Source organism: Streptomyces sp. NPDC058289 (assembly GCF_042880975.1).
Lineage (GTDB): Bacteria > Actinomycetota > Actinomycetes > Streptomycetales > Streptomycetaceae > Streptomyces > Streptomyces stoeckheimensis.
Genome location: NZ_JBHVYI010000008.1, coordinates 83,499 through 98,690, shown reverse-complemented (window position 1 = coordinate 98,690; position 15,192 = coordinate 83,499). Strand labels below are relative to the sequence as shown.

17 protein-coding genes are annotated in these 15,192 nt (G+C 71.5%); 6 read left to right on the top strand and 11 right to left on the bottom strand.

Annotation, left to right across the window (positions count from 1 at the left end; all coding sequences use genetic code 11):
- Window positions 1-62 precede the first annotated feature (62 nt).
- Together ACFVX6_RS06070 and ACFVX6_RS06065 are read right to left on the bottom strand one after the other, a co-directional pair.
- Complete coding sequence (locus ACFVX6_RS06070) at window positions 63-1,607, bottom strand: MFS transporter (RefSeq protein ID WP_389688417.1); 1,545 nt, start codon at window positions 1,605-1,607, stop codon at window positions 63-65.
- Window positions 1,604-2,155: a TetR/AcrR family transcriptional regulator gene (locus ACFVX6_RS06065; protein ID WP_389688415.1), complete on the bottom strand. Its 552-nt coding sequence runs from the start codon at window positions 2,153-2,155 to the stop codon at window positions 1,604-1,606. Before ACFVX6_RS06065 ends, ACFVX6_RS06070 begins: the two co-directional genes overlap by 4 nt.
- A gap of 85 nt (window positions 2,156-2,240) precedes the next feature.
- Between ACFVX6_RS06065 and ACFVX6_RS06060 the strand changes: the two genes are divergently transcribed.
- Window positions 2,241-2,750 (top strand): HAD domain-containing protein, encoded by a 510-nt coding sequence (locus tag ACFVX6_RS06060; RefSeq protein ID WP_389688413.1) that lies wholly within the window; start codon window positions 2,241-2,243, stop codon window positions 2,748-2,750.
- Between the two features lie 55 nt (window positions 2,751-2,805).
- On the opposite strand, the gene argH is transcribed toward ACFVX6_RS06060, so the two are convergent.
- Both argH and ACFVX6_RS06050 read right to left on the bottom strand, forming a co-directional pair.
- On the bottom strand, window positions 2,806-4,236 hold the full coding sequence (gene argH, locus ACFVX6_RS06055) for an argininosuccinate lyase (RefSeq protein ID WP_389688411.1): 1,431 nt from the start codon (window positions 4,234-4,236) through the stop codon (window positions 2,806-2,808).
- Between the two features lie 95 nt (window positions 4,237-4,331).
- Window positions 4,332-5,525 carry an argininosuccinate synthase gene (locus tag ACFVX6_RS06050; RefSeq protein WP_389688409.1) on the bottom strand — a complete coding sequence of 398 codons (1,194 nt, stop codon included), beginning with the start codon at window positions 5,523-5,525 and terminating at the stop codon, window positions 4,332-4,334.
- A gap of 134 nt (window positions 5,526-5,659) precedes the next feature.
- Here ACFVX6_RS06050 and ACFVX6_RS06045 point away from each other — a divergent pair, with 134 nt between their 5' ends.
- The 4 genes from ACFVX6_RS06045 to ACFVX6_RS06030 are packed head-to-tail and all read left to right on the top strand — an operon-like array spanning window position 5,660 to window position 8,362.
- Complete coding sequence (locus tag ACFVX6_RS06045; protein ID WP_389688407.1) at window positions 5,660-6,565, top strand: hypothetical protein; 906 nt, start codon at window positions 5,660-5,662, stop codon at window positions 6,563-6,565.
- Window positions 6,559-7,035: a HEAT repeat domain-containing protein gene (locus ACFVX6_RS06040; protein ID WP_389688405.1), complete on the top strand. Its 477-nt coding sequence runs from the start codon at window positions 6,559-6,561 to the stop codon at window positions 7,033-7,035. The genes ACFVX6_RS06045 and ACFVX6_RS06040 overlap by 7 nt, the downstream gene beginning before the upstream one ends.
- Before the next feature lie 43 nt (window positions 7,036-7,078).
- The gene (locus ACFVX6_RS06035) at window positions 7,079-7,660 is read left to right on the top strand and encodes a pyridoxamine 5'-phosphate oxidase family protein (RefSeq protein ID WP_389688403.1); all 582 of its coding nucleotides are present in this window, start codon (window positions 7,079-7,081) and stop codon (window positions 7,658-7,660) included.
- A 6-nt stretch (window positions 7,661-7,666) separates the two neighbouring features.
- Window positions 7,667-8,362 carry a L,D-transpeptidase gene (locus ACFVX6_RS06030; protein ID WP_389688490.1) on the top strand — a complete coding sequence of 232 codons (696 nt, stop codon included), beginning with the start codon at window positions 7,667-7,669 and terminating at the stop codon, window positions 8,360-8,362.
- A gap of 30 nt (window positions 8,363-8,392) precedes the next feature.
- On the opposite strand, the gene ACFVX6_RS06025 is transcribed toward ACFVX6_RS06030, so the two are convergent.
- Genes ACFVX6_RS06025 through argC form a run of 5 tightly spaced genes read right to left on the bottom strand, consistent with a single transcriptional unit; the run spans window position 8,393 to window position 13,340 of the window.
- A complete protein-coding gene (locus tag ACFVX6_RS06025; protein WP_266910251.1) occupies window positions 8,393-8,929 on the bottom strand; it encodes an arginine repressor in 537 nt (178 codons plus the stop codon).
- A gap of 22 nt (window positions 8,930-8,951) precedes the next feature.
- Entirely contained in the window at window positions 8,952-10,151 is a 1,200-nt protein-coding gene (locus ACFVX6_RS06020; protein WP_389688401.1) for an acetylornithine transaminase, read from the bottom strand.
- Complete coding sequence (gene argB, locus ACFVX6_RS06015; protein WP_389688399.1) at window positions 10,148-11,146, bottom strand: acetylglutamate kinase; 999 nt, start codon at window positions 11,144-11,146, stop codon at window positions 10,148-10,150. The genes ACFVX6_RS06020 and argB overlap by 4 nt, the downstream gene beginning before the upstream one ends.
- Complete coding sequence (gene argJ / locus ACFVX6_RS06010) at window positions 11,143-12,315, bottom strand: bifunctional glutamate N-acetyltransferase/amino-acid acetyltransferase ArgJ (protein WP_389688397.1); 1,173 nt, start codon at window positions 12,313-12,315, stop codon at window positions 11,143-11,145. The genes argB and argJ overlap by 4 nt, the downstream gene beginning before the upstream one ends.
- Window positions 12,312-13,340: an N-acetyl-gamma-glutamyl-phosphate reductase gene (argC, locus tag ACFVX6_RS06005; RefSeq protein ID WP_250744659.1), complete on the bottom strand. Its 1,029-nt coding sequence runs from the start codon at window positions 13,338-13,340 to the stop codon at window positions 12,312-12,314. Before argC ends, argJ begins: the two co-directional genes overlap by 4 nt.
- A 158-nt stretch (window positions 13,341-13,498) precedes the next feature.
- Between argC and ACFVX6_RS06000 the strand changes: the two genes are divergently transcribed.
- Entirely contained in the window at window positions 13,499-14,209 is a 711-nt protein-coding gene (locus ACFVX6_RS06000) for a DUF6215 domain-containing protein (RefSeq protein WP_389688394.1), read from the top strand.
- Between the two features lie 57 nt (window positions 14,210-14,266).
- On the opposite strand, the gene ACFVX6_RS05995 is transcribed toward ACFVX6_RS06000, so the two are convergent.
- Window positions 14,267-14,683, bottom strand: a complete 417-nt coding sequence (locus ACFVX6_RS05995; protein ID WP_389688392.1) for a VOC family protein — start codon at window positions 14,681-14,683, stop codon at window positions 14,267-14,269.
- Window positions 14,684-14,692: 9 nt separating this feature from the next.
- Window positions 14,693-15,124, bottom strand: coding sequence for a helix-turn-helix domain-containing protein (locus ACFVX6_RS05990; protein WP_389688390.1), 432 nt, complete (start codon window positions 15,122-15,124; stop codon window positions 14,693-14,695).
- Between the last annotated feature and the right edge of the window lie 68 nt (window positions 15,125-15,192).

The following is a 15,192-nucleotide window of genomic DNA, read 5'->3' as shown; positions in this document are numbered from 1 at the left end:
CGCGTCGACGGACTGTCAACTCTGCGCGGGACACCCGTCCCTGTCATGGTGTCAGCGGGGCATCAGTGCTCGATGCCGTCCTGGAGCTCCTGTCCCTTGAGCAGGAACCAGGCGGCCACGGCGGTGGCCAGCAGGACGGCCGCGCCCACGCCGGAGGCCAGCCGCAGGCCGTCCACGAAGGCCTCCTGGGCGGCGCCGACCATCTGCTCGGCGGTCTGCGGGTCCAGCGACTTGGCCGCTTCGACGGCGCCGCCGAGCGATTCGTGGGCGGCGTCGGCGACGGATCCGCTGACGGAGGCCGGGGCGGTGAAGCCCTGGTAGACACCGGTGACGACCGAACCGAGCAGGGCGATGCCGAGGGCGGCGCCCAGTTCGTAGGCGGTCTCGGAGACGGCCGAGGCGGAACCGGCCTGCTCCTTGGGGACGCTGGAGAGGATCACGTCGGCGGTGACGGTGAAGGAGAAGCCGGCGCCGAGGCCGACGATGAGCAGGGCCGCGCCGAGCAGCGGGTAGCCGGTCTCCTTGTGGATCACGGTCAGCGCGGCCAGCGCGATGCCGATGGCGGCGAGGCCTCCCGTCACGATGACCCGTACCCCGTACTTGCGGGCGTATTTGCCCGCGACCAGGCCGGTGGCCACGGCGCCGATGGCGGCGGGCAGCTCCGCCAGACCGGCTTCCAGCGGATCGCGGCCCTGGACGAGCTGGAGGAACTGGGAGAGGAAGAAGACCAGTCCGGACAGGCCGAAGACGGTGAGCAGGTCGGCGAGGACCGCGCCGGAGAACCCGCGGTGCTTGAACAGCCGCATGTCCAGGAGCGGAGCCGGCAGCGTGAACTGGCGTCGTACGAAGGTGTAGAGCGCGCCCGCTCCGATGGCGGCGGACGCCCACACCTCCCAGCCCAGGCCGTGGGTGGCGACCTGCTTGACGGCGTAGACCACGCCGATGATGCCGACGAGGGAGAGGCCGACGCTGAACAGGTCCCAGGGGCCGGCGACCGGGTTCTTGGACTCGGGCAGCAGCTTGATGCCGACGATGACCAGGACGATCATCACGGGGAGGTTGATGAGGAAGACCGAGCCCCACCAGAAGTGCTGGAGCAGGGCTCCGCCGACCACCGGGCCGACGGCCGCGCCGGCCGAGGCGGTGGCGCCCCAGATGCCGATGGCGAGGCTGCGCTCCTTGGGGTCGTGGAAGATGTTGCGGATCAGCGCCAGGGTGGAGGGCATCAAGGTCGCGCCGGCCACGCCGAGCAGGGCCCGGGCGATGATCATCATCTCGGGGCTGGTGGCGTAGGCGTTGAGGACCGAGACTGCGCCGAAGGCGGTCGCGCCGATGAGGAGGAGCTTCTTGCGGCCTATCCGGTCGCCGAGGGAGCCCATGGAGACGAGCAGGCCGGCGATGACGAAGGAGTAGATGTCGCCGATCCACAGGAGCTGGGTGCCCGACGGCTTCAGGTCTTCGCTGAGGGCGGGCGTGGCGAGACCGAGCACGGTGGCATCGACGGCGACCAGCAGGACGGCCAGCACGAGCACGGAGAGCGCGAGCCAGCGCCCGGGGCTCCGGCCCTCCGCCCCCTTCGTCCGGGTCAGCTGTTCGGTACGGCTCATTTCTCCACACTCCGTCGTGCGCCACCGAGCAGCAACTCGGTGATCATGTACTGAAAGTCCTTGGCCGCGACCCGGCCGTCCATGACGGCCCAGGCGCAGGCGCCGATGAGGCTGTAAAGGGCCTCGGTGAGCCAGGCGGGGCTCAGGTCGATCCGGATGTCGCCCTCGTGCTGGCCGCGCCGGAAGAGCGCGCCGACGCGGGCGTCGAGCCGGGCCCAGCCCTCGTTGACCTGGTCTCCCTCGAAGAGCTGGTTCTCGGTGACGAGGAAGGCCAGCAGCTCGGCGTTGGGCTCCGCCTCGGCGACGAGCCTGCGGAGCGCGTCGATCGCCGTGCCCTCGTCGAGGCGGGCGTTGTCGAAGGCCACCTCGAACTCCCGGATGCCGAGCTCTTCGAGCGCCCGTACGAGGGCGTCGCGCCCGGCGAAGTGCCGGTGGAGGGTCGCGCGGCCGATGCCGGCGGCCCTCGCGACCTCGTCCATCGTGGCGGTCGATTTGCGGGAGAGCAGGGCGGCGGCGGCGCGGAGCACCTGATCACGATCCATGGCCATGAGACAAGCATAGCCCGAATGAGACGTTCGTGTCTCATTGAATAAATGAGATGCCCCTGGGGGCAGCGAAAGGAACCCTGCCGGAATGAAGCCACTGCTGCTGATCGACGTGGACGGCCCGCTGAACCCCTACGCAGCCAAGCCCCAGCGCCGCCCCGAGGGCTACCGCACCCACCGGATGCGCCCGACGGGCTGGACCGGCGCCGAGAGCGCGAAGCCGCTGCGGGTTTGGCTGAATCCGGACCACGGGACGGAGCTGCTCGCGCTCGCGGAGGCGTACGAGCTCGTCTGGGCCACCACCTGGAAGGGCGAGGCCAACGAGTGGATAGGCCCGCACCTGGGCCTGCCGGAGCTGCCCTGGATCGACTGGCCTCGGATGCACGGGCGCGCACCGCGCGGAACGTTCTGGAAGACCCAGTACATCCTGGAGTACGCGGGAGAGCGGCCCTTCGCCTGGATCGACGACGACATCACGGACATGGACCGCGCGTACGTGGATCAGCGCCACCCCGCGCAGGCGCTGCTGCTGCGGATCGACGAGCGGATCGGGCTGGTCCGGGCCGACTTCGACGCACTGGCGGACTGGTCCCGGTAACACCGGAGGGGCGACCGGGGCTCTTGGGCCCCGACCGCCCCTCCGGGCACGACCGTCAGTTCTTGTGCGCCGCCCAGGCGTGCTGGATGACCAGGTCGGCCTTCAGCTCCGTGAGCTGGATCGCGACCGCCGACGGGGCGGTGCCGCCGCGGCCGTCGCGGGAGGCCAGCGCGCCCTTGACGTTGAGGACCTTGCGGACCTCCGGGGTCAGGTGCTCCGAGATCTTCGCGAACTGCTCGTCCGTGAGCTCGTCGAGCTCGATGCCGAGCCCCTCGCACTCCTTGACGCACTCGCCGGCCACCTCGTGCGCCACCCGGAACGGCACGCCCTGCTTGACCAGCCACTCCGCGATGTCGGTGGCGAGCGAGAAGCCGGCCGGGGCCAGCTCCTCCATCCGCTCCCGGTTGATCGTGAGGGTGGCCATCATCCCGGTGAAGGCCGGCAGCAGGACTTCGAGGGTGTCGCAGGAGTCGAAGACCGGCTCCTTGTCCTCCTGGAGGTCCCGGTTGTAGGCCAGGGGAAGGGCCTTCAGGGTGGCGAGCAGGCCCGTCAGGTTGCCGATGAGGCGGCCCGACTTGCCGCGCGCCAGCTCCGCGATGTCCGGGTTCTTCTTCTGCGGCATGATCGACGACCCGGTGGAGAAGGCGTCGTGCAGGGTCACGAAGGAGAACTCCTTCGTGTTCCAGATGATGATCTCCTCCGCGATCCGCGACAGGTTGATCCCGATCATCGCGGTGACGAAGGCGAACTCGGCGACGAAGTCGCGCGAGGCCGTGCCGTCGATGGAGTTGCCGACCGAGCCGCGCTCGAAGCCCAGGTCGGCGGCGACGGCCTCCGGGTCCAGGCCGAGCGAGGAGCCCGCCAGGGCGCCCGAACCGTACGGGGACACCGCGGTCCGGGTGTCCCACTGCCGCAGCCGCTCCGCGTCACGGGACAGGGCCTGCACGTGGGCCAGTACGTGGTGGGCGAAGAGCACCGGCTGCGCGTGCTGCAGGTGGGTCCGGCCCGGCATGGCCACGTCGGCGTGCGCCTCGGCGAGGCCGACCAGCGCGTCCTGGAGATCGGCGACGAGGCCGCCGATGATCCGGGCGTGGTCGCGCAGGTACATGCGGAAGAGGGTGGCGATCTGGTCGTTGCGCGACCGGCCCGCGCGCAGCTTGCCGCCGAGGTCGGCGCCGAGCCGCTCCAGCAGGCCCCGCTCCAGTGCGGTGTGGACGTCCTCGTCGGCGATGGTGCCGGTGAAGGAGCCGTTCTCCACGTCGATCGCGAGCTGGTCCAGGCCGGCGATCATGCGGCCGAGCTCGTCGGCCGTGAGCAGGCCGGCTTTGGCGAGCACGCGGGCGTGGGCCTTGGAGCCCGCGATGTCGTACGGGGCCAGGCGCCAGTCGAAGTGGACTGACGCGGACAGCTTCGCGAGGGCCTCGGCGGGACCGTCGGCGAACCGAGCGCCCCAGAGCCGGACGTCACCACCGTTGTTGCTGCTCACAGCTACTGCTCCTCAAGAACGTGCATGGCTTCGGATGTGCAACCGCCTCCCCGCCGCGGAGGTAACGGGGAGGCGGTTCGTACTACGGTGTCAAATCAGGCGAGGTCGCGGCGGGCCGCGATCTTCGAGGACAGGCCGAAGATCTCGATGAAGCCCTGGGCCTTCGACTGGTCGAAGGTGTCGCCCGAGTCGTAGGTCGCGAGGTTGAAGTCGTACAGCGACTCGTCCGACTTCCGGCCGGTGACGACCGCGCGGCCGCCGTGCAGGGTCATCCGGATGTCGCCGCTGACGTGCTGGTTGGCCTCGTTGACGAAACCGTCCAGCGCCCGCTTCAGCGGGGAGAACCACAGGCCGTCGTAGACCATCTCGCCCCAGCGCTGCTCGACCTGCCGCTTGTAGCGGGCCAGCTCGCGCTCGACGGTGACGTTCTCCAGCTCCTGGTGGGCGGTGATCAGCGCGATCGCGCCCGGGGCCTCGTACACCTCGCGGGACTTGATGCCCACGAGCCGGTCCTCGACGATGTCGATCCGGCCGATGCCCTGGGCCCCGGCGCGCTCGTTGAGCTGCTGGATGGCCTGGAGCACGGTGACGGGCTTGCCGTCGATGGCGACCGGGACGCCCTCCTTGAAGGAGATGACGACCTCGTCGGCCTCGCGCGGCAGGGCCGGGTCCGCGGTGTACTCGTAGATGTCCTCGATCGGCGCGTTCCAGATGTCCTCCAGGAAGCCCGTCTCGACGGCGCGCCCGAAGACGTTCTGGTCGATGGAGTACGGGGACTTCTTGGTGGTCGCGATCGGCAGGTTCGCCTTCTCGGCGAAGGCGATGGCCTTGTCGCGGGTCATCGCGTAGTCGCGGACCGGGGCGATGCACTGGAGGTCGGGGCCGAGGGCGGCGATGCCGGCCTCGAAGCGGACCTGGTCGTTGCCCTTGCCGGTGCAGCCGTGGGCGACGGTGGTGGCGCCGTGCTTGCGGGCGGCGGCCACGAGGTGCTTGACGATGGCGGGCCGCGAGAGGGCCGAGACCAGCGGGTAGCGGTCCATGTAGAGGGCGTTCGCCTTGATCGCCGGGAGGCAGTACTCGTCGGCGAACTCGTCCCTGGCGTCGGCGACCTCGGCTTCGACCGCACCGCAGGCGAGCGCCCGCTCGCGGATGACGTCCAGGTCCTCGCCGCCCTGACCGACGTCCACCGCGACGGCGATGACCTCGGCGCCCGTCTCCTCGGCGATCCAGCCGATGGCGACGGAGGTGTCCAGACCGCCTGAATAGGCGAGTACGACGCGCTCGGCCACGGGGTTCTCCTTACACGGTGCATCCGCCGTTACGTCCAACAGCGGTAGGCATAACTATGCACTGGTCTGCATGTTTCGTCAATGGACGGAATAACAGGAGGTCAGCGGCTGTGACGACCACCTAGAGTGCGCGGATGGAGATGCTTCCACCCCTGTCCCGGACCGAATTCCACTCACCGGCCGAGCGCCTGCTGCACGGCAAGGGCCCTGCGCGCGCCCTTGACGGCGGCGGCCCGCGGGCCTGGGCGCAGCTCGACACCAGCGTCTACTGGTCCACCGTCGCCCACCACGGGCGCCGGAGCTCCTCCGGCACCGTCCGGGTGGGCCCGCACCGGTTCGACAGCCGGGAGATCGCCGACTGGAGCACCGCCCCGCACTGGCACCGCAGACACGGGGTGACCTGGGCCGCCGCGCCCCCGGCCGCCGCCGAGCTCGCCCTCTGCCTGTGCCACGCCGACCCCCGGGTGCGGAAGGCCGCCCTCGGGCAGGCGGCCGGCCGGCCCGAGGTCCTGGAGCTGGTGCTGATCCGGTGCGCCGACACGGAGGAGCCCGTACGAGACCGGGCGCGGGCGGTGCTGACCGCGGAACTGGACGCGGCCGTCGCGGCCGCCGCCGACGCCGCCGCGGCGGACCTCGTACGCGCCCTGGCGCCCCTCGCCCTGCTCGTGAGCCCGCGCCGGTACGGCGCCTGGGCCTGGGGACTGTGCCTGGCGCGGCTCGGCTCGCCGCCCGCCGCACTGATCCTCGAGCTGACGGACGACGCGGACCCGGGGACCCGGCTCGCCGCCGTCCGGGCCGCGCTGGCCCACGGACTGCTCCCGGCGGACCGCGTCGCGGACCTCACCGCGGACCCCGACGCCGGGATCCGCAGCGCGGCGCTGCGCTCCGGACTGCTCCGCACCGAGCGGACGGCGGGGCTCCTCCCCAGGACGGCGGCGAGGTGCGCGCCGCGTACCTGCAGCTGTGCGCCGACCTCCCGTCGCCCGGGGCCGTATTTGGGCTCGCGGAGTGCGCCGAGCGCGCGGACTGCGCCGTGCTGACCGGCCTGCTCGGCCACCGGGACGGCCCCGTCCGGGCGGCGGCCGTCGCGGGGCTGCGGCTGCTCGACGGGCCAGGCCCCGGCCCGGAGGCACTGACCGCGCTGCTGGACGACCCGTCACCGGCGGTGGTCCGGGAGGCGACGCGCTCGCTGCGCCCGGTGGCCGGCCGGCTGGCGGCGGGCCCGCTGGTGGCACGCACCCTGCCGGACCGCCCCGCGCACATCCGCCGGGCCGCTCTCAGGCTGCTGGCCGCCCAGGCCGCCGACGAGGGGCTGCCCGCACTGACCGCCGCACTGGACGACCCCGACCCGGCACTGCGGCGCATCGCGCTGGACCTGCTGCGGGGATGGGACTGGCAGGCGACGGCCCGCCGGGAGACCTTCGAACGGAGGGAGCTGCGGACCCTCTACGAGCGGTACTACTTCAAGCTCGACTGGGCCGAGATGCGCCGGACCCGTCTCAACTGGTGAAAATGCGGTCCGGCCCCGCCCCCGGCGCACCGATAATCGGATCATGGGAAAGCTCTATGACCGCATTGACAGCCGCATGCGCACCTTCATCGAGGAGCAGCCGGTCTTCTTCACCGCCACCGCGCCGCTGTCCGGCGACGGGCACGTCAACCTCTCCCCCAAGGGCCGCGCCGGCACGCTCGTCGTCATCGACGAAACGACCCTCGCCTACCTGGACTTCGGCGGCAGCGGCGCCGAGACCATCGCCCACGTCCGCGAGAACGGCCGCATCACGCTGATGTGGTGCGCGTTCAGCGGGCCGCCGAACATCGTGCGCATCCACGGCGACGGCGAGGCCGTCTTCCGCGACGACCCGCGCTGGGACGGGCTGATCGAGCGGTTCGGGGACGCCGACGGGCCTTCGGCGCGCGCCGTCATCCTCGTGAGGACCCGGCGGATCGCCACCGTGTGCGGGTTCGCCGTCCCCCTGATGGACTACCAGGGCGAGCGCACGCTGCACGCGGAGTACTTCGGCCGCAAGACGGACGAGGAGTTCAACGAGTACTGCGAGAAGAAGGAGTTCATCGGAGTGAGCGTCGACGGCCTGCCTGCGCTGCCGCTGCCCCTTCCGCCCCGTACCGTCTGACATGTGCTGCGTACCGCGCTCTTCGCCACCTCACTGATCGTCACCAGCCTGCTGGTACAGGGCCCCCAGGGTGACCCGCCGCTGCCCGCCCGGCTCGCCGACACCGGCGGCGGGAGCCAGCTGATCACCGCCGTGGCTCCGGCCCCCGGCTCCACGACCGGGCGTCTGACCTGGTGGGACCGGTGGGCCGGGCGCTGGTACCCGACGGGGAGCGCGCCCGCCCGCTTCGGCGCGAACGGGCTGACCGAGGGCGCGACCCGGACCCAGGGCACGAACACCACCCCGGCCGGCCTGTATGCGCTCCCCTACGCCTTCGGCATCGCGCACGCCCCGGCCGGTACGGCGTACCGCTACCGGCGGGTGACCCCCGACTCCTGGTGGTGCCAGGACAACGCCTCGGAGAGCTACAACCGCTGGGTGGAGCCGCTGCCCGCGGACTGCGCGCCCGGCGAGGCGGAGCACCTGACCACGTACACGACGCAGTACGCGCACGCGCTGGTCATCGCCTTCAACTACGAGCACCCGGTACGGGGCCGGGGCGCGGGCATCTTCCTGCACGTGAACGGCAAGGGCGCGACGGCCGGCTGCGTCTCGGTCCCCGAGGGCGCGATGCGCGCGGTGCTGCGCTGGGCGGATCCGCGCAGGCGGCCGTACATCGCGATCGGCACGGAGTCCGGCGACCTGGCCGTCACCCGGTACTGACCGGGAACCGGTCGGGCACCGGCCCGGTGGTCAGCTTTCCTTCTGGGCCAGCCTCAGCAGGTGGTCGGCGAGGGCCTGGCCGCCCGCCGGGTCGCGGCTGATCAGCATCAGGGTGTCGTCGCCCGCGATCGTGCCGAGGATGGCCTGGAGTTCGGCCTGGTCGATCGCGGAGGCGAGGAACTGGGCCGCACCCGGCGGGGTGCGCAGGACCACGAGGTTCGCGGAGGCCTCCGCCGAGATCAGCAGCTCGCCGGAGAGGCGCCGCATGCGCTCCTCCTTCGCCGACTCGCCGAGCGGCGCCTGCGGGGTGCGGAAGCCGCCCTCGCTGGGGACCGCGTAGATCAGCTCGCCGCCGGTGTTGCGGATCTTCACCGCGCCGAGCTCGTCGAGGTCGCGGCTGAGCGTCGCCTGGGTGACGCTCAGCCCGTCGTCGGCGAGCAGCTTCGCCAGCTGGCTCTGGGAGCGGACCGGCTGCCGGTTGAGGATGTCCACGATCCGGCGGTGGCGGGCGGTGCGGGTCTGCGGGACGGACTGGCCGTTCTGCTCGTGTTCCTGCGCCTGACTCATCGTCGTCCCATTCCCCGATTGATCATCCGTCCACGTCCGCGGCGGACTTCGCTGCGTCCAGCACGCCGGGCAGGGCCTGCAGGAACGCGTCCACCTCGGCCTCGGAGAGCACGTACGGGGGCATGAGCCGTACGACGTCGGGGGCGGGCGCGTTGACCAGGAAGCCGGCGTCCTGAGCCGCGCGCTGGACCTGCGGTGCGAGCGGCTCGGTCAGCACGATACCCAGCAGAAGGCCCGCGCCGCGGACGTGCGAGACGAGCGGGTGTGCGAATCCTTCGATTCCGCCCCGCAGGCGCTCGCCGCGCTCCTTGACCTGGTCGAGGAGCGCGTCGGCGGCGATGGTGTCGATCACGGCGAGGCCGGCGGCGCACGCGACCGGGTTGCCACCGAAGGTGGTGCCGTGCTGGCCGGGCTGGAGCAGGTCGGCCACGGGTCCGAAGACGGCGACGGCGCCGATCGGCAGACCCCCGCCGAGACCCTTCGCGAGTGTGACGACATCGGGCTCGACGCCCTCGTGGGCCTGGTGCTCGAACCACTGGCCGCAGCGTCCGATGCCGGTCTGCACCTCGTCGAGGACGAGCAGGGTGCCGGTGGCCCGGGTGATCTCACGGGCGGCCGTCAGGTATCCGGCCGGGGGGACGACCACGCCGTTCTCGCCCTGGATCGGCTCGATGATCACGAACGCCGTCTCCTCGGTGACGGCGGCCCGCAGGGCCTCCACATCGCCGTACGGGACGTGCGTGACGTCTCCGGGGAGCGGCAGGAACGGACCCTGCTTCTTCGGCTGGCCGGTGAGCGCCAGGGCGCCCATGGTGCGGCCGTGGAAGCCGCCGTCGGTGGCGACCATGTGGGTCCGCCCGGTCAGTCGGCCGATCTTGAAGGCGGCCTCGACGGCCTCGGCACCGGAGTTGCAGAAGAAAACCTTGCCGGGGCGGCCGAAGAGCTGGAGCAGCCGCTCGCCGAGCGCGAGGACCGGCTCGGAGGCGTAGAGGTTGGAGACGTGGCCCAGGGTGGAGATCTGCTCGGTCACGGCGGTGACGATGGCCGGGTGCGCGTGGCCGAGGGCGTTGACCGCGATACCGCCGACGAAGTCGGTGTACTGCTTGCCGTCCGCGTCCCAGACCTGCGCTCCTTCGCCGCGTACGAGCGCCAGCGCGGGGGTGCCGTAGTTGTTGGTCAGCGCGCCCTGCCAGCGGGCGGCGAACTCCTGGTTGCCGGTCATGCGGGGTCCCCTCCCTGTGTCTGGACTGCCTGTGTCTGAACTGCCTGTGTCTGAACTGCCTGTGTCTGGACTGCCTGTGCCTGGACTGCCTGTACGTCGAGTCCCTGACCGTCGGGCACGACCATCGTGCCGATTCCCTCGTCCGTGAAGATCTCCAGCAGGATCGAGTGCTGGACCCGCCCGTCGATCACCCGGGCGGTGGTCACCCCGTTGCGGACGGCGTGCAGACAGCCCTCCATCTTCGGGACCATGCCGCTGGACAGCTCGGGCAGCAGCTTCTCGAGCTGGCTGACGGTGAGCCTGCTGATGACCTCGTCGCTGTTGGGCCAGTCCGCGTAGAGCCCCTCCACGTCGGTGAGGACCATCAGCGTCTCGGCGCCGAGCGCGGCGGCGAGCGCCGCGGCGGCCGTGTCGGCGTTCACGTTGTACACGTGGTGGTCGTCGGCGCTGCGCGCGATGGAGGAGATGACCGGGATCCTGCCGTCCGCCAGCAGCGCTTCGATCGCGCCGGTGTCGATGGCGGTGATCTCGCCGACCCGTCCGATGTCGACGCTCTCGCCGTCGATCTCGGGCAGGTGCTTGGTGGCGGTGATGGTGTGCGCGTCCTCGCCGGTCATGCCGACGGCCAACGGCCCGTGCTGGTTGAGCAGCCCGACCAGCTCGCGCTGGACCTGCCCGGCCAGGACCATCCGTACGACGTCCATCGCCTCGGGCGTGGTGACGCGCAGACCCGCCTTGAACTCGCTGACCAGGCCCTGTTTGTCGAGCTGGGCGTTGATCTGCGGGCCGCCGCCGTGGACGACGACCGGCTTCAGGCCGGCCTGGCGCAGGAAGACGACGTCCTGGGCGAAGGCGGCCTTCAGGTCCTCGTCGATCATGGCGTTGCCGCCGAACTTGATGACGACGACCTTGCCGTTGTGGCGGGTCAGCCAGGGCAGGGCCTCGATGAGGATCTCGGCCTTGGGCAGGGCGGTGTGCCTGCGTGCAGTGCTCATGAGGAGTACGCGCTGTTCTCGTGGACGTACTCGGCGGTCAGGTCGTTGGCCCAGATGACCGCGGACTGCGAACCGGTGGACAGGTCCGCGGTGATGCGGACCTCGCGGCCCTTCATGCCGACCAGGTCGCGGTCCTCGCCGACCGAGCCGTTCTTGCAGACCCAGACGTCGTTGATGGCGACGTTCAGCCGGTCCGGGTCGAAGGCGGCCTGCGTGGTGCCGATCGCGGACAGGACACGGCCCCAGTTCGGGTCCTCGCCGTGGATGGCGCACTTGAGCAGGTTGTTCCGGGCGATGGACCGGCCGACCTCGACCGCGTCCTCCTCGGTGGCCGCGCCGATGACCTCGATGCGGATGTCCTTGCTGGCGCCCTCGGCGTCGCCGATCAGCTGGCGGGCCAGGTCGTCGCAGACCGTGCGTACGGCCTCCGCGAACGCCTCGTACGCCGGCACCCGGCCGGACGCGCCGGAGGCGAGCAGCAGCACCGTGTCGTTGGTGGACATGCAGCCGTCGGAGTCGACCCGGTCGAAGGTGGTGCGGGTCGCGGCGCGCAGCGCCTTGTCGAGGGTGGCGCTGTCCAGGTCGGCGTCGGTGGTGAGGACGACGAGCATGGTGGCCAGGCCCGGGGCGAGCATGCCGGCGCCCTTGGCCATGCCGCCGACGGTCCAGCCGTCCTGAGTCACCGTGGCCGTCTTGTGCACGGTGTCGGTGGTCTTGATGGCGATGGCCGCGGCCTCGCCGCCGTCGGCGGAGAGCGCGGCGGCCGCGGTCTCGATGCCGGGCAGCAGCTTGTCCATGGGGAGCAGGATGCCGATCAGGCCGGTGGACGCGACGGCGACCTCGCCGGCGTTGACCTGACCGCCCGGGCCGTGGCCGTTCAGGACCTCGGCGACCTTCTCGGCGGTGGCGTGGGTGTCCTGGAAGCCCTTGGGTCCGGTGCACGCGTTGGCGCCGCCGGAATTGAGGACCACCGCGCTGACGGTGGCGCCCCGCAGGACCTGCTCGGACCAGTGGACGGGCGCGGCCTTGACCCGGTTGGAGGTGAAGACGCCCGCCGCGGCCAGGCGCGGCCCGTTGTTGACCACGAGGGCCAGGTCGGGATTGCCGTTCGCCTTGATCCCGGCGGCGATGCCCGCCGCCGTGAACCCCTGTGCTGCCGTGACACTCACGGTGCGACTCCGATCGTGGAAAGACCCAGGCTCTCGTGGAGCCCCAGGGCGATGTTCATGCTCTGGACCGCGCCGCCGGCGGTGCCCTTGGTCAGGTTGTCGATGGCGCTGATCGCGATGATCCGCTGCGCGGCCTCGTCGTACGCGACCTGGATCTGAACGGCGTTGGAACCGTAGACGGACGCCGTCGCCGGCCACTGGCCCTCGGGCAGCAGGTGCACGAAGGGCTCGTCCGCGTACGCCTTCTCGTACGCGGCGCGGACCGCGTCGGCCGTGGTGCCCGGCAGCGCCTTGGCGGAGCAGGTCGCCAGGATGCCGCGGGGCATCGGCGCCAGCGTGGGCGTGAAGGAGACGGAGACCCGCTGACCGGCCACGGGGCTGAGGTTCTGCACCATCTCGGGCGTGTGGCGGTGGCCGCCGCCGACCCCGTACGGGCTCATGGAGCCCATGACCTCGGAGCCCAGCAGGTTCGGCTTGAGCGCCTTGCCGGCGCCGGAGGTCCCGGAGGCGGCGACGATCACGGCCTCGGGCTCGGCGAGCTGCGCGGCGTAGGCCGGGAACAGTGCGAGCGAGACGGCGGTCGGGTAGCAGCCGGGGACGGCGATGCGCTTGGAGCCGGCCAGGGCGGCGCGGGCGCCCGGCAGCTCGGGAAGGCCGTAGGGCCAGGTCCCGGCGTGCGGGGCGCCGTAGAACTTGTCCCAGTCGGCGGAGTCCTGGAGCCGGTGGTCGGCGCCCATGTCGACGACGAGGACTTCTTCACCGAGCTGGGCGGCCACGGCGGCGGACTGCCCGTGCGGCAGGGCCAGGAAGACGACATCATGACCGGAGAGCACCTCGGGCGTGGTCGCCTCCAGTACGCGTCCGGCCAGCGGCACCAGGTGCGGCTGGAGCGCACCGAGCGGCTGCCCGGCGTTGGAGTTGGCGGTCAGCGCGCCGATCTCGACCTCGGGGTGGGCCAGCAGCAGGCGCAGCACCTCCCCGCCCGCGTATCCGCTCGCACCGGCCACCGCTACACGTACCACCATCGGACCCTCCTCCTCGATGGCATGACTATACGTACGACCGCACGTTTATGCAAAGCAGTCATCCGGCGTCACTCCCCCAGTGTTACTCCCTTGTCCGCCCGATGATCACGGGTTACGTTCCCCGGGCACATATCGGGGGATCACAGCAGGTGGGGGACATGAGCGAAGACGCCGGGACGATCACGAAGGGCGCGGCGATAGGCCAGGGCCTCACGGCCGTGGCCCTGATCGGGGCCATGGGAATCGGCCTCTGGGCGGCCGGGGAGTCGGTGAATTCGAGCGGCGAGCGGAAGCCCGTCACCTGCTCGCACGGGCTGCCGGAGGAGACGCCCGCGAAGGCGGAGGTCGAGGCCGGGCACGTCTCCGGGGCCCAGCTGTGCGCGGCGCTGCACCGTCCCGATCTCGCCGATCTGCTGGGCACTCCCGGGGAGGCCGTGAAGAACGCGAACGGCGGCGGCAGCACTTTCAAGCCCGTCGGCAGCGACGAGGAGATCCACACCCCCTCGGGCGAGATCGAGCTCGATACGTACACGGTCCACCTGAGGGCCTCCTACGACGGACTGACGGTCGCCACCGTGGCCAGGTTCCTGGGAGACGGCACTCCGCCGCAGACGGTCCTGGGCCGCCCGGCCACCTTCTACTCGGACCGCACCCTCAGCATCAGCTTCAGCCTGGACGGCAGCAATGCCAGCAGCGGCTCCGGAGTTCCGACCCGCAGCCTCGTGGTGGCCCGGGACCCGGAGGACGGCAACGGGTCCTACGAGCTGACCCTGTGGCGCTCCGACGGCGGGGTGCCCGACGACGCGGTGGTGCTGCGCGTGGCCGAACAGGTGCTGCCGACGATCCCGGGGTGGGCCGCCGCCGGGTGAGGGCCCGTTACGGGGTCAGCGGCTCCGGGTCGACTACTGCGAGTCGACTGCTGCGGGTCAGCTGCTGCGGGGCTGGTTGAAGCGGAGCATGTTGCCGGCCGGATCGCGGAAGGCGCAGTCGCGGACCCCGTACGGCTGGTCGACGGGCTCCTGGAGCACCTCGGCTCCGGCGGCCCGGATGCGTTCGAAGGTGGCGTCCACGTCGTCCGTCGCGAAGATCACCCCGCGCAGCACGCCCTTGGCCAGCAGTTCCGCCATCGTCTGCCGGTCGGCCGGCGAAGCGCCGGGGTCGGCGAGCGGCGGTTCGAGGACGATCTCCACGTCGGGCTGCTCGGGCGAGCCGACGGTCACCCAGCGCATCCCCTCGAACGCGACGTCGTTGCGCACTTCCATGCCGAGGGCGTCACGGTAGAAGGCGAGCGCCTTGTCGTGGTCGTCGACGGCGATGAAGCACTGCGAGAGCTTGATGGTCATGCCCCGACGCTACGACGCGGCCGCGGATCCCGCTCCCCCGTTGCCCGCGGAGTTCCGGACGGGCCGGGTGAAGACCTTGGCGACACACGCCGGGATGGCTGCGCCGGCCTCGTGCCGGCGGGCCCGGTAGGCGCTGGGGGTCTCACCGACCAGCTCCGTGAAGCGCGAACTGAACGACCCCAGCGAGGTGCATCCGACGGCGAAGCAGACCTCGGTCACGCTCAGGTCGCCCCGGCGCAGCAGCGCCTTGGCCCGCTCGATGCGGCGGGTCATCAGATAGCTGTACGGGGTCTCCCCGAAGGCCGCCCGGAAGCTGCGGGAGAAGTGCCCGGGCGACATGAGGGCGACGGACGCCAGCGCCGGTACGTCCAGCGGGTCGGCGTAGTCGCGGTCCATCACGTCCCGGGCGCGCCGCAGCCGTACCAGGTCCTCGATCGTCACGCGCACCAGCATCTCACGGCCGGTGCGGGCCCAGGGGGCCAAGAGGGCCGGGGGCCCGCCGAGGAGCG

What these genes read in the sequence shown, in the direction of transcription:
- ACFVX6_RS06060 (WP_389688413.1), top strand. Translation starts at nt 2,241, where the DNA reads ATGAAGCCACTGCTGCTGATCGACGTGGACGGCCCGCTGAACCCCTAC.
- ACFVX6_RS06020 (WP_389688401.1), bottom strand. Translation starts at nt 10,151, where the DNA reads ATGACCGGCAACCAGGAGTTCGCCGCCCGCTGGCAGGGCGCGCTGACC.
- argC (WP_250744659.1), bottom strand. Translation starts at nt 13,340, where the DNA reads ATGGTGGTACGTGTAGCGGTGGCCGGTGCGAGCGGATACGCGGGCGGG.
- ACFVX6_RS06070 (WP_389688417.1), bottom strand. Translation starts at nt 1,607, where the DNA reads ATGAGCCGTACCGAACAGCTGACCCGGACGAAGGGGGCGGAGGGCCGG.
- ACFVX6_RS06065 (WP_389688415.1), bottom strand. Translation starts at nt 2,155, where the DNA reads ATGGCCATGGATCGTGATCAGGTGCTCCGCGCCGCCGCCGCCCTGCTC.
- ACFVX6_RS06025 (WP_266910251.1), bottom strand. Translation starts at nt 8,929, where the DNA reads ATGAGTCAGGCGCAGGAACACGAGCAGAACGGCCAGTCCGTCCCGCAG.
- ACFVX6_RS06000 (WP_389688394.1), top strand. Translation starts at nt 13,499, where the DNA reads ATGAGCGAAGACGCCGGGACGATCACGAAGGGCGCGGCGATAGGCCAG.
- ACFVX6_RS05995 (WP_389688392.1), bottom strand. Translation starts at nt 14,683, where the DNA reads ATGACCATCAAGCTCTCGCAGTGCTTCATCGCCGTCGACGACCACGAC.
- ACFVX6_RS06045 (WP_389688407.1), top strand. Translation starts at nt 5,660, where the DNA reads ATGGAGATGCTTCCACCCCTGTCCCGGACCGAATTCCACTCACCGGCC.
- argB (WP_389688399.1), bottom strand. Translation starts at nt 11,146, where the DNA reads ATGAGCACTGCACGCAGGCACACCGCCCTGCCCAAGGCCGAGATCCTC.
- ACFVX6_RS06035 (WP_389688403.1), top strand. Translation starts at nt 7,079, where the DNA reads ATGGGAAAGCTCTATGACCGCATTGACAGCCGCATGCGCACCTTCATC.